Origin of the sequence: Streptococcus sp. SP1 (genome assembly GCF_030440005.1) — a bacterium.
Taxonomy (GTDB): Bacteria; Bacillota; Bacilli; order Lactobacillales; family Streptococcaceae; genus Streptococcus; species Streptococcus parasanguinis.
This window is the reverse complement of record NZ_JAQFJJ010000010.1, coordinates 1-13,226: the sequence shown is the minus strand read 5'-3', so window position 1 is coordinate 13,226 and position 13,226 is coordinate 1. Positions and strand designations below refer to the sequence as shown.

The following is a 13,226-nucleotide window of genomic DNA, read 5'->3' as shown; positions in this document are numbered from 1 at the left end:
ACACTTCATTTTACCATAAAATGAATCGTAAAGAAAGCAGAAGAACAGGAGATCTCCTTGTCCCCACTCCTCTTTTACAAATTAAAAAAGTCCTAAAACAATTTAAAACTAAAATCATTCTAGAACTCTCATTTGATTTTAAAGAGATAATTCAGCTTCTAAGCCATAGTGATCACTCACAAGCGGTTTATTTTGACCATCAAAAATGACATGTAGACGCTTAATTTCCCATTCTGGACTTGCAAAGATGTAATCAATTCGCAGTGGTACCTGATTATCCGTCCAACCGTCGATTCCAGGACCAACAGTATAGGTCCCCTTTGTTTCTTTGGCTTCAATAAAGCTATCTTGGAGCTTTAGGGAACTTGATAAAATCGTTTCATACCCCTCTTGGCCAGCAGGATTATTGAAATCACCCGCTAAAATAAAGGGTTTTTCTACTTGGTTAAAATACTTTTCAATTCGTGGCCACTCAAATTGGAAACCTTTGTCCCACCAAGAAAGATGAACACTGCCAACAACGATCTCTTTTCCATCCACACTCGTATGAGCAACGGCCACTCGACGGGTATGGTAGTCCGTTGGATCATCCATATTGGATACCAAAATCTCATCTGCCTTCAAGGGTTGACGTGAAAGAACTGCCACCCCTTCATTGAGGTGATCATAGCCGATATGGTTGTAGGCCCAAGTCCAATAGTAGTGAAGCCCTTGGGCAGCCAACTCTTCAACCAATACGTGAACAAAGTGATCCTTGTGAATAGCCACGGCTGATGGCGCGGCTTGATAATACTCATCTGTTTCAACTGTTTCTGAGGCCATCTCTTGATTGACCTCTTGGAAACAGATCACATCATATTGTGCTTCTAAAATTTGTTCCTTGAGGGTTTCAAATTTTTGCTGGGCATTCTCTTCCATCCAACTATGGGAATTTAATGTTAAAAATTTCATCCCCTGATTTCTCCTTCTTTCCAAATCAAGAAACGGCAAGAGGCCGGGTGCACTGCCCCAACCTCATTTTCTTTGCCGACGTCTCTTATAATTCTACTGTTGCAACTGGAGCATTTGCTGCCAATTTACCAGTATGTTCGACCTTAACAGATTTAATCGCATCTGCATTTGTGAAGACAACAATTGTTGAAGTTTCACGACCTGCTTCACGGATCGCATCAAGGTCTGCTTCTACCAAGAGGTCTCCAGCAGCCACTGTTTGACCTTCAGTAACTTTAACTTCAAATGGTTTTCCTTCAAGACTAACTGTATCTAGACCGATATGAACCAAGACTTCCAAACCATTATCTGTTACCAAACCAAGGGCATGTTTGGTTGGGAAGACGCTAGTAACTTTACCAGCAACTGGTGAAACGATATGGCCATTTTCAGGCTCAACCGCAAATCCGTCACCCATCATTTTTTGTGAGAATACAGGATCTTTCACATCTTCGATGTTAATCACTTCACCATCTGCAACGGAGTGAACTTCATCTGTTACCCCTTTAAAGGTTGCTTCAGCCTTTTGAACTGCTGTCATTTGGCTAGGAAGTGTTTCAGGAATGACTTCACCTGAATCAAGAACGTCTTGGATATCAGATTTCAATACGTCAGCTTTAGGTCCGTAGATCGCTTGGACACCTTGTCCTTTCATGACAAGACCCATAGCACCTTCAGCTTTCCATTGTTCTTCTGTTCCGACTTTTTCAGCGTCCTTAACGGTTACACGAAGACGAGTCATACATGCGTCAACGTCTACGATATTGGCACGTCCACCAAGAAGGTTGATGATGTTAATGACTTGTGAGCTTGCTGAGCTTGTAGCAGCACCTGCTGCTGCACCATCTCCTGCAGGGGCATCATCATTTTGTTCATAGTTACCGTTACGTCCTGGAGTTGCATAATTGAATTTCTTAATCATGAAGTTAGCAATGAAGTACATGATAAAGGCAAATAGGACTGTTACCCATACAAAGTTAAAGATATCTAATGCCAAACCAGCGTTGATGGCCATTGGGGTACGTGTCAAGAACTCGATTGAACCGAATGAGTGGACACGAAGGTGAACCAAGTCAGCCATTGCAAAGGCAGCTCCTTGAACAAAGGCATAGATTAGGTATAAAGGTGTTGCAATGAACATGAACATGTATTCAATTGGTTCCGTAACACCTGTCAAGAATGTAGCAAGGGCAGTTGCAAAAAGCATCCCTTTGTATTTTTCTTTCTTATCTGGGTCCACATTGCGATAGATAGCAACTACAACCCCCATCAAGATACCGAAGGATCCGATCATTTGACCAACTTTGAAACGAGCTGGTGTGTACGCATGAAGCAAGTGTTGATATTGGCTAGGGTCTGCCTTCTTCAAGTTAACAAGGTCTGTTACCCAAGCTAACCAAAGTGGATCTTGTCCAAATACAGTTGTTCCTTTGGCAGCACCTGTAAGAACTTGGTAACTACCACCCAATTGAGTATAGTTGATTGGAATGGTCAACATATGGTGAAGACCAAACGGCAAAAGAAGACGTTCCAAAGTACCGAACAAGAAAGGTGCCAAAACTGGAGCTGTTGATTGTGAGTTGGCAATCCAAATACCGAATCCATTAATTCCTGATTGAACTACTGGCCACAAAGCTGCTAAAAGCAAGGCTGTAATGGCTGAACGAACGATAACAACGAATGGTACAAAGCGTTTCCCGTTGAAGAAAGAAAGGGCTTCTGGGAGTTTACGGTAGTTGTAGTATTTATTGAAGGCTGTTGCTCCAACGAAACCTGAGATAATCCCTACAAATACCCCCATATTAAGAGCTGGAGCTTCAAGAACACTGATAAAGTAGTCCGCAACTTTAATCGATCCACCGAAAATTGTGTGTACTGTAGCAGCCTTATCAGTCAACATTGCTGATGTGACTCCGAAAACTGCACCGGTAATACGGTTAATCAAGATGAAAGAGAGACCAGCTGCAAAGGCACCCCCTGCACGCTCTTTGGCCCAGCTACCACCGATAGCGAGTGCAAAAAGGATGTGAAGGTTACCGATAACCCCCCAACCGATTTGTTCGAGAATCCCACCTGTAATAACAAGTGGAGATAAATTCGGGTTGATCATAGGGATTGATTTCCCGATTGAAATCATCAACCCAGCCGCTGGCATGACAGCGATAACGACCATCAAGGCCTTACCAAACTTCTGCCAGAATTCAAAGCTAAATAAACTTTTGAATGATCCTTTGTTCATCATTCAACCTCCTTATATTGTTTAAGGCTCTGTTTTAAGAAAACGTTTGCGCTTAATTTGTTTCTAGTATACCATATTTTAAAAATTTGTAAAGCCTTACATTCATTTTTTTCTCCAAATTTTATCTTTTTTTATCTTTTTTAAGCCAAATTCTTTTTAAAACTCATTCTTTTTTCAACGCAAACGATTTCTTTGAAACTAAAAAACATTCGAATCCTTAAAGGATTCGAATGTTTCATTCTAACTCATCTTGCATGGCATAGCCAATACCACGAACTGTTTTAATATAGCTTTTTTGGCCCGGGAGATCAATCTTCCCACGGAGATAACGGATATAGACGTCAACAATATTGGTTTCACCCGTACTTTCATACTTCCAGACACTCTCCAATAACTGCTCACGTGTTACCGCTCCCTTGCTTCCCATCAGGGTCGCTAGGAGGTCATATTCTCTGCGGGTCAAACTAATCATGTCCTTCCCACGATAGACGGTATGGTGTTCCACATCAATGCGCAAATTGCGGTATGACGTTGGGATTTTCATCTGGCTACAATGTTGGTCAATATAATCACGTCCTCTAAAAATGGCTGTGATCTTATCTACCAAATCGCTGATAATAAAGGGTTTGACCATATAGGAAACGGCAAAGCGCTGAATACTCTCTTTGTGCTCAGCAATTTTTTCGCGACTATCCAAAACAATCAAAACAGAAGCTGGGCGAATCCGACTGATTTCCTCTGCGAATCTTTCACCAGACATATCTGACAGATCGTAATTAAACAAGATCAGATCATATTTGGTCGCAGCAATCAACGCCAGACCTGCTTTTCCATCTTCGACCACATCAACTTGATACCCCTCTTTTTGAAGTTCCAAATCAATGAAGCGAGCGATTTGCTTCTCATTTTCTACTAGTAGAACTCGTTTGACCATAGGGCAAGATTATTTTTCGTCGTACCAAGAATAGTGGAAGGTACCTTCTTTGTCTTTACGTTGGTATGTGTGAGCACCAAAGTAGTCACGTTGTGCTTGGATCAAGTTCGCGGGAAGATCCGCTGAACGGTAGCTATCAAAATAAGTAATCGCTGCTGAGAAGGTTGGTACTGGTACACCAGCTTGAACAGCAAGAGCTACGATATCACGAACTGATTGTTGGTACTTAGCAGTGACATCCAAGAAGTACTCATCCAATAGAAGGTTAGCAAGATCTGCATCGCGGTTGTATGCATCTGTGATCTTTTGCAAGAAACGAGAACGGATGATACATCCATCGCGCCAGATAGATGCGATGTCCGCAAATGGCAAGTTCCAATTGTTTTCTTTAGAAGCGACGCGCAATTGAGCAAAACCTTGTGCGTATGAGATGATTTTTGAGAAGTAAAGGGCTTGACGGATTTTTTCAATCAATTCAGCCTTATCTCCTTCAAATTTGAATGCAGCTGGTTTTGGAAGAACCTTGCTTGCATGAACACGTTCTTCTTTGTAAGTAGAGATGTAACGAGCAAATACTGACTCAGTAATGAGTGACAATGGCACACCAAGGTCAAGCGCTGATTGACTAGTCCATTTACCAGTTCCTTTGTTTCCTGCAGCATCCAAGATGTAGTCTACGATAGGTCCATCTTGACCTTCGTCGTCTTTGCGTCCAAGGATATCAGCAGTGATTTCGATCAAGTAGCTGTCCAATTCACCCTTGTTCCATTCAGTAAAGATTTCAGCCATGTCTTCTGCAGAAAGTCCAAGCAAGTGTTGCATGAGGTCATAGCTTTCTGCGATCAATTGCATATCACCATACTCGATCCCGTTATGGACCATTTTTACGTAGTGACCAGCTCCATCAGGACCGATGTAAGTCACACATGGTTTTCCATCTTCAGGCGCTTTTGCAGAGATTTCTTCAAGGACGTCAGCTACCAAGTCATATGCTTCTTTTTGTCCACCAGGCATGATAGAAGGACCTTCAAGGGCACCTTTTTCACCACCAGATACACCAGTACCGATAAAGTTGATACCAGAGTTCGCCAACTCTTCGTTACGACGGATGGTATCTTTATAGAAAGTATTTCCTCCGTCGATCAAGATATCGCCTTTATCCAAATGTGGAAGAAGGGCTTGGATGGTTGCGTCTGTACCAGGTCCTGCTTGAACCATAAGCATGATACGACGTGGTTTTTCGATTGAGTTTACGAAGCTTTCGATATCATAGCTTGGCACAAAGTTTTTATCAGGATGGCAAGCAATTACATCTTCTGTTTTTTCTTTACTACGGTTATAAATGGCAACTGTGTAGCCACGAGATTCGATATTAAGGGCAAGGTTACGACCCATTACGGCCATACCAACAACACCAAAGTTTGCTTTAGTCATGTGACACTCCTCTTTATAGTTTGCCTTTATTCTACCATTTTTCCTCCTCAAAAGAAAGCAGAAAATAGCTTCCCGCCTTCTCTAAGAGGGAGAAGATCATGCAAGTCATTTGATCTTAAAAACAAAAGTGCCCGAGAAACAGTTCTCAGACACTTCCTGATGAATGACATTAATCTTCTTTAGAAGCTAACTCCTCTGCTTCAATGACCGGTTGTTCTCCTTCTTTGAGTTTATTGACCGTCATATTAACTCCAAGAGCTCCTGCTAGCAATTGACGAATATCAAATCCAGCTCCTTGAGAGACTTGGTCGATACTTTGCATGATATCGCCCACCATCTTAGAAGCATTGCCTTCCCCGTACATGGTGATCTTATCAACCTTGGTTAATGGTTCTGCGACAGCACGCGCAATTTCAGGCAACTTGTCAACGACCATTTCAGTAATGGCTGCTTCTTGCATTTTCTTCATCGCTTCGGCCTTTTGGTCCAAACCTTTGGCTTCGGCTTCCAGTTTCAAGCGAATGGCTTCGGCCTCGGCACGACCTTTGGCTTCAATAGCTTCAGCCTCTTGCAATTGGGCAAATTTCTCAGCTTCGGCTTGGGCTTTCCGAGCTTCGGCTTCTTTTTGTGTTTCGAAGAGTTCTGCTTCTGCCTTGCGTTGGCGTTCAATCAATTCTGCTTCTGCAGCTTGTTGACGAGCATATTTTTCAGCTTCAGCTTGTTTGCGGATGTTGGCATCCAATTCCTGTTCACGAACCTTAACTTCGCGCTCTTTGACTTCCGCTTCTTTTTCCTGTTTCATGATATTAGCTTCGGCTGCCACGCGCTCTTGTTCACGACGTTGCACTTCTGCCTCAATCCCTTTAGCGGCATCTGCTTTTGCTTGGGCAATATCTGCTTCTTGCTTGAGGGCTGCTTGTTTGAGTTTTAATTCATTTTGTTTTTGCGCGATTTCAAGATCGGCAGCGACCCGTTTGTCGTTAGCCAATTTATCTTGTTCTGCTTCAACTTCCTTGCGTTCACGTTCTGCTTTGGCTTTGGCAATCAAGGCATCTTTCTTAATGGTTTCAACATTTTCAATCCCGAGGTTATCGATGACTCCCCCTTCATCAGAGAAAGATTGAACCGTAAAGGCGATGACTTCTAGACCCATTTTAGCCAAGTCTGGTGCTACGTTGTCCTGCACTTTTGAGGCAAATTCTTGACGGTCATTGACCATCTTACGGAGCTCCATCTGACCGATCACTTCCCGCAAGTTTCCTTCCAAGACATCTTGGACAGAATTGGAAATATCTGTCGTATTCCAGTTCAAGAAGTTTTCTGCAGCCCGGGCAATCATTTCATCGGTTGTACCGATTTTTAATTTAACAGCTGCATCGGCACGGACGTTAATGAAGTCCAGTGTTGGAACAGACTCAGAAGTCCGAACATCTGTCGAGAATTGCTCAATATCAAGATAAGAGCGTTGTTCGACAAAGGGAATCATAAAGCCAGCTTTCCCACGTAAGTGACGTTGTTTCCGAAGACCTGTAATGACCACGACTTCGTTGGGTTTAGCGTTGACATACCCTTTGACCAACAAGATCAATACAAGAATGGCTACGATTACAAAAGTAATCAACCAACCTGGAATAAATAAAGTATCCATACTTTTTCTCCTTTTTTAGAGGTCTCCCCTCTGTTGTTTATTAATCCTAGTATATCAAAAGAAGGCCTTTCCTCAAAGAAAAGACCTGTATTTATGTCTAAATTTATCAAATGCAATCTCTAGCTTATTCTTCGTCAAATAATCCTTGAAGACCAGCGAAAGGACTGTTCTCTTCTTTCTTGATCGCTTGAGCGGCTTGGTATTCTTCTTCGGATAGGATTTTCCAATCATTGCCTTCGATAAAACCTTGTCCAGCCTCTTCTTCTGGAGTGAGAACCTTGAGGGGAATATTGAGCAGAATATTATCCGCTACACTTTCACTCAGGTCAATCTTCCCACCTTCGATTGGAAGGATCAAGTCTTCCTCTAGGGCCTCGATATCTGCATCAGACTGTACATCCTCAGCAAACACCTCTGTTACAGGATAGCTCTCTTGAAGCTCAACAGGCTCCATGCTGCGGCTAGATGCCAAAACGATGGTGTAGGCCAACTGGTAATCCAAGACATAGAGGCCTGTATCATAGGCTACTCGTCCTGTCGCTGTCACATTCTTTAAATCAAGAATTTCTGGATTACGCTTTTGCAGATCCTTTAACAAATCCAACCCTTGATCAAATGCTAGTCCTTCAGGATTTTTACGGATTTCTTGTGTATATAAGTTCATTCTTTTGTCCTCAAATCTTCTAGATACTACTAGTATATCATGAAGCTGCCCCTCAACCAAGAAGTCTCCTCAAAAATTTGTTATAATCATGAAAAAAGATGAAGGAGATCTGATGGCAAGAGTTTACGATTTACCATTTTCAACTGTATACACAGCTTTAGTCCAAAAAGTCTTACGAAAGGGTGGAAAAGAGATAAGCCTTGACCAAATCACCTCGCGATTAACAGGCTATTCTCTGGCGGAACTAAAAGAATGGAAAAAGAGTGACGGAAGTTATGAAGATTTCTTTCGACAAGCTCCCGCCTATCACCCCAACCGGACATTGATTACTGGGAAAATTTGTGGCGTGCAAATTGAAACGATTCAGGATCCTTTGATGCAGGAAATCCGCCGCTTAGATCGTCTGGCTGATTGGTTAAGCAAAGGAAAGACTGTTGAGAAATTGGTTGAAAAATACCAGCTAAAAAAGGAGAATTCATGAAAGAAATCGGAGCTATTTTTCGGCAAATACGTGAAAGTCGCCACATCTCTTTAGAGGAAGCTACGGGTGGCGAATTTTCGCGCTCTATGCTGTCGCGATTTGAAAGAGGAGAAAATGACCTGACGACGCAACGGTTTTTTCAGGCCCTTCAACAGATCAAAACAAGTCTCAGTGAGTTCTCTCATCTAGCAGGGATCGATCAGCACTCTTTTATCCCCAAATTGTTGAAAGAGCACTATGAAAACATGAGCTTGGAACACGATCAAGCCTTGTACCAAAGCTACCAGCAAGCCTACCAGAAACATCAGAAAAAAGAAGACTTCTTAGCCAGCATTATTCTCAAGGCCAAAATACTTGGCTTATATCCTGAGGTAGAGCTCACCGCTAGCCAAGAGGAACTAGATTTCCTCTATGACTACCTCTTCTCTGTCATGGTCTGGGGAAATTTTGAGTTAAGCCTATTTTCACTGACCTCTCCTCTTTTCTCTAGTCAGCTCTATCAACAATACACAGAGGAGTTGGTCCAACGGGAGGATTTCAAGCTTCTCCTAGATTCCTCTCGTCCTGCCATCAATTCTATTTTCCTTAATGGCTTTTTTCTCGCCATTAGTTCAAATGAATTTGAAGATGCAACCTATTTTGATCAGCTGATCAAGGACCACTTTTACTCTGAGAACGAAGCCTACCTTCGGACGGTTTATCTCTACGCCAAAGGAGAATTTCTCTATCGAAAGGGAGAAAAAGAAATCGGTCTTGAAAAGATGGAACAGGCCATCCAGGTTCTCTCTATTCTGGATTGTAAGGACAGTGCCAACTACTACAAACAGGGCCTGCAAGAACTGATCAATAAATCCTAAAAACTCACAGATCTACTCTGTGAGTTTTTGTTGAAAATATGCAACATTAATTTTTTCTTGCTTTTTAGGTTTACAATAGGACCATCAAGTAAAGAAAGAAGGTTCTTCCCATGATGACCAAACTAAAAAACCACTTCCTCCGCTTTCTTCTCTCACATACCAGCGTTTATCTGAAGGATCAGGAACTTCTTCTCTCTGATGATGAGAAACTAGACCTCTTCAAACAGATCTTTCGATCCATCAAACAAGTCCTACAAACTAATCACGTGAAGGAGGAAGGCTCATGAAACTCTTAGCTCGTAATAAAATTTTTGCCTTACTTAGTCTTTCTCGCTTTTTGAATACCCTTGGCGCTGCCATCTACAATCTGGTCTTTGTGGTCTTTGCTGCCAGTATGCCACAACCGAGCCTAGCAGTTGGCATTGCCAATCTCATTGTATTTATTCCTAGCCTCTTTACCATTTTTGTCGGGATGAAGGCTGACCGCACGAAGAAAAAAGCTAACTGGTTGATCCGCATTGGCTATCTTCAAGCCATCCTCTTCATCCTTATTGCTCTCATGACCAAGATTCCGGGTTACCTAGCCTTTTCGATTGTTTGCTTCTTAAACATTGTTTCAGATTGTTTGAGCGATTATCGAGGAGGCTTGCAACTCCCCATCATGAAAAAGAATATCGCTGATGAGGACTTGATGGAAGCCTATTCCTTCAACCAACTGCTAAGTATGGTCTGTTCGATTTCTGGACAAGCTCTAGGAGTTTGGCTGCTAGCTATCAGCCATCAAAATTTTGCTCTGGTCGCTTCGATCAATGCAGTGACTTTTCTCCTGTCTTCCACTTGTCTCCTGATGAGAAAAAAACAGCTGACACATGACCCAGTCATTGAGCCCCAAAGTAAGAATTCTTTGGTACACGAATGCCAAGAGATGTACCAGAACGCCAAAAGTATTTTTGCAGATGAGGAGGTCCACCACTTTGGCAAGTTGCTCTTCTCATTGGTTCTTATCAATGCCCTAGGGGGATCCATCTCAGGTATCTACAATCTGCAACTGCTTCTCTCCCCCTTCTTTCAGTTGAGTTTTAGCCAGTCGCTCTTGATTTTAGAGGCAGTGACTATTTTAAGCATGGTCTGGGCTAGTTTGACACCCCATGACTATTTTTCCAAGCAATCGCTCCACCATATCCTCCTGTGGATAGCAGGTGGGCTGACTATGCTTGGGCTCACAAATATTCTGGTACACTGGGATTTCCTTTCCCTTCTACTCATCACTTTCCTTGGTTATCTTGTAGCAAAAATCAACCCAAAAGTTTCCAGTCTTTTAATGAGTAAATTGCCCGCTGAAAAATTAGCTTCTACCTCTAGCTTTTTGGGACTGATGGTCAGCTTTGCCATGCCACTTGGGACAGCTCTCTTTTCTAGTCTAGCTATCTGGAGCCTTCCCTTAGCTTGGGGGATCTTTGCCATCCTTGGTTTCACTACCCTCCTCTTAACAACCAAATAAAAAATCCACCATTGGATGGATTTTTTTACATTTTTCTTAAACGTGCCACCCGCTCAGCAATGGGTGGGTGGGTATAAAAGAGTTTTTGCAAACCGGATTCTTTTTTGGGATCGTTGATAAAAAGAGCACTGCTCGCATCATCGACATGTCGTTGCATTGGTTCGCTATTGTCTAGTTTTAACAAAGCATTGATCATCCCTTGAGGATTCCGCGTCAATTCAACACTTGAAGCGTCTGCTAGGAACTCCCGTTGACGAGAAATGGCTAACTGGACCAAGGTCGCTGCTAATGGCGCTAAAACGATGGCAAGCAAGGAAAGGATCAACATAACAATCTCCAAACCACCGCTACCTTCTCGATCATCATCCCGGCTACGGCCACCGCCCCACCACATCAACCGTCCTCCAATACTAGAAAGCATCGTAATGGCACTGGCAAGGGCAACTGCAATCGTGGAGATGCGGATATCGTAATTGCGAATATGGCTGACTTCATGTCCGATAACTCCCTCCAATTCCTCACGGTTCATCACAGCCAGTAGACCTGTTGTCGCTGCAACGGCTGCATTTTGAGGATTAGACCCTGTCGCAAATGCATTCATGGATGGATCATCTACAATATAAACTCGAGGCATAGGGATTTGAGCTACCATGGCCATATCTTGTACAATATGGTAGAGTTGAGGGGCTTGCTCTTCCGTCACCTCACGCGCCCCGTTCATTCGCATGACAACTTCAGTTGATTGGAAAATCATGCTAAAGGCATAGATTCCACCAATAATCAAAGCTAGGATGACGCCACCAAGGGAAGAGCCTAACCAGAGGTAGCCAACGGCTGCTCCGATGAGAGCCAAGAGTATGAAAAAAGCAATAAGGAGAATCCAGGTTCTCCTTTTATTGCTTGCAATTTGGTCAAACAGCATATTAGTCTCCTAATCCGCTAAAGTCCACCTTTGGTACTGCTTTTTCTTCTTCAGGCACTTGAAGGAATTCAGCCTGTTTGAAGCCAAACATTCCAGCAATCACGTTTGTTGGGAAAGTTTCCAATTTCACATTATAGTTGCTTGTGACACTGTTGTACAATTGACGAGCATAAGAAATTTTATTTTCTGTGTTGGTCAATTCTTCTTGCAATTGCATGAAGTTAGTGTTAGCTTTCAAGTCTGGGTAATTTTCAGCCACCGCAAAGATACCTGCCACTTGACGGGAAAGAGCATCACTGGCCACCATTGCTTCTGCAGGTGAAGAAGCTTGAGCCACTTGTTGGCGAAGTTGAGTGACCTTAGCAAGGGTATCCCCTTCGTACTTGGCATAGCCTTTTACTGTTTCGATCAAGTTTGGAATCAAGTCATTCCGACGTTTCAATTGCACGTCAATTTGACTCCAAGCTTCGCGAGTTTGCATCCGGCTTTTTACCAAACCGTTGTAAACTCCTACTACAATTAACACAAGGACCACAATGATCCCAAGAATAATCCAAATCATTTTATTGAATTCCTTTCATTTCTTTCTACCAGTATATCAAATTTCCCTTATTTTGTGGTAAAATAATAGCATGAAACCAGAAGAATTTTATGTCCGTTTAGCCGATCTCGGCTTCCCATTAACTGATCGCCAAAAAGAGCAATACGAACGGTATTTTGAGCTCCTCGTTGAATGGAATGAGAAGATTAATCTCACTGCCATCACTGCAAAAGAAGAAGTCTATCTCAAGCATTTTTATGATTCTATCGCACCCATTTTACAAGGTTTGATCGAAAACCAACCCATCCGTCTCTTGGATATCGGAGCTGGTGCTGGCTTCCCCAGCCTTCCTATGAAGATTCTTTTCCCTGAGCTAGATGTGACCATCATTGATTCCCTCAATAAGCGGATCAATTTCCTTCACTTGCTGGCTGAAGAGTTGGGCTTAAGTGGGGTTCATTTCTACCATGGACGTGCCGAGGACTTTGCGCAAGACAAGGCCTTTCGTGCCCAATTTGACCTCGTAACAGCGCGCGCTGTTGCTCGCATGCAGGTCCTTTCTGAGCTGACTATCCCTTACCTGAAAGTAGGAGGACGGCTCCTCGCTCTCAAGGCCAGCAATGCTCCAGAAGAGTTGGAAGAAGCAAAAAATGCCCTCAACCTGCTATTTAGTAAGGTTGAAGACAATCTACAGTATGAATTGCCAAACGGGGATCCACGCTATATCACTCTTGTCGAAAAGAAAAAAGAAACCCCAAATAAATATCCAAGAAAAGCAGGCATGCCCAATAAGCGGCCATTGTAGTAAGATACAAAGGGCCAAGAGGATAAAGTCAAATAAGAGGCTGGGACAAAAGTCCTAGCCTCTCAATTATTTTTGGATTGTCAAGCAAGACGCAGTGGTTGAGTGGGCTCTACTACGCTGATTTCATCAGCTTTTACAGCCCTACTCAACTGTGCGGAGGTGGGACGACGAAATCGAATTCTAACGAATTACCGATTTCTGTCCCACTCT

The 13,226-nt window shown here is 42.9% G+C and carries 13 protein-coding genes; 5 read left to right on the top strand and 8 right to left on the bottom strand.

The genetic code is table 11. The annotated features are described in order from the left end of the window. Positions 1–138: 138 nt before the first annotated feature. The 6 genes from PCY07_RS06360 to PCY07_RS06335 all read right to left on the bottom strand — a co-directional run bounded on the left by PCY07_RS06360 (position 139) and on the right by PCY07_RS06335 (position 7,909). Positions 139–951, bottom strand: a complete 813-nt coding sequence (locus tag PCY07_RS06360) for an endonuclease/exonuclease/phosphatase family protein (RefSeq protein ID WP_301355581.1) — start codon at positions 949–951, stop codon at positions 139–141. An 85-nt stretch (positions 952–1,036) separates the two neighbouring features. Further along, entirely contained in the window at positions 1,037–3,229 is a 2,193-nt protein-coding gene (locus PCY07_RS06355; protein WP_041818497.1) for a PTS transporter subunit IIBC, read from the bottom strand. Between the two features lie 235 nt (positions 3,230–3,464). Continuing rightward, positions 3,465–4,163: a response regulator transcription factor gene (locus tag PCY07_RS06350; RefSeq protein ID WP_003017362.1), complete on the bottom strand. Its 699-nt coding sequence runs from the start codon at positions 4,161–4,163 to the stop codon at positions 3,465–3,467. 9 nt (positions 4,164–4,172) lie between these two features. Continuing rightward, positions 4,173–5,597 (bottom strand): NADP-dependent phosphogluconate dehydrogenase, encoded by a 1,425-nt coding sequence (gndA, locus tag PCY07_RS06345; RefSeq protein WP_003017375.1) that lies wholly within the window; start codon positions 5,595–5,597, stop codon positions 4,173–4,175. Between the two features lie 169 nt (positions 5,598–5,766). Next, positions 5,767–7,245 carry a flotillin family protein gene (locus PCY07_RS06340; protein WP_049498391.1) on the bottom strand — a complete coding sequence of 493 codons (1,479 nt, stop codon included), beginning with the start codon at positions 7,243–7,245 and terminating at the stop codon, positions 5,767–5,769. Positions 7,246–7,369: 124 nt separating this feature from the next. Beyond that, the gene (locus tag PCY07_RS06335) at positions 7,370–7,909 is read right to left on the bottom strand and encodes a DUF177 domain-containing protein (protein ID WP_195412166.1); all 540 of its coding nucleotides are present in this window, start codon (positions 7,907–7,909) and stop codon (positions 7,370–7,372) included. Between the two features lie 109 nt (positions 7,910–8,018). On the opposite strand from PCY07_RS06335, the gene PCY07_RS06330 reads away from it, so the two are divergent. From PCY07_RS06330 to PCY07_RS06315, 4 genes are all read left to right on the top strand, one after another. After that, positions 8,019–8,390: a DUF2200 family protein gene (locus tag PCY07_RS06330; RefSeq protein ID WP_301355651.1), complete on the top strand. Its 372-nt coding sequence runs from the start codon at positions 8,019–8,021 to the stop codon at positions 8,388–8,390. After that, positions 8,387–9,247, top strand: coding sequence for a helix-turn-helix domain-containing protein (locus PCY07_RS06325; protein WP_195412165.1), 861 nt, complete (start codon positions 8,387–8,389; stop codon positions 9,245–9,247). The genes PCY07_RS06330 and PCY07_RS06325 overlap by 4 nt, the downstream gene beginning before the upstream one ends. A gap of 110 nt (positions 9,248–9,357) precedes the next feature. Next, on the top strand, positions 9,358–9,534 hold the full coding sequence (locus tag PCY07_RS06320; protein ID WP_013904044.1) for a hypothetical protein: 177 nt from the start codon (positions 9,358–9,360) through the stop codon (positions 9,532–9,534). Next, on the top strand, positions 9,531–10,748 hold the full coding sequence (locus PCY07_RS06315; RefSeq protein ID WP_301355575.1) for a transporter: 1,218 nt from the start codon (positions 9,531–9,533) through the stop codon (positions 10,746–10,748). Before PCY07_RS06320 ends, PCY07_RS06315 begins: the two co-directional genes overlap by 4 nt. Before the next feature lie 25 nt (positions 10,749–10,773). On the opposite strand, the gene htpX is transcribed toward PCY07_RS06315, so the two are convergent. Continuing rightward, the gene (gene htpX, locus PCY07_RS06310; RefSeq protein WP_301355574.1) at positions 10,774–11,670 is read right to left on the bottom strand and encodes a zinc metalloprotease HtpX; all 897 of its coding nucleotides are present in this window, start codon (positions 11,668–11,670) and stop codon (positions 10,774–10,776) included. Position 11,671: 1 nt separating this feature from the next. Continuing rightward, positions 11,672–12,232, bottom strand: a complete 561-nt coding sequence (locus PCY07_RS06305) for a LemA family protein (protein ID WP_301355573.1) — start codon at positions 12,230–12,232, stop codon at positions 11,672–11,674. 70 nt (positions 12,233–12,302) lie between these two features. Between PCY07_RS06305 and rsmG the strand changes: the two genes are divergently transcribed. After that, positions 12,303–13,016, top strand: a complete 714-nt coding sequence (gene rsmG / locus PCY07_RS06300; RefSeq protein ID WP_301355572.1) for a 16S rRNA (guanine(527)-N(7))-methyltransferase RsmG — start codon at positions 12,303–12,305, stop codon at positions 13,014–13,016. Positions 13,017–13,226: the final 210 nt, after the last annotated feature.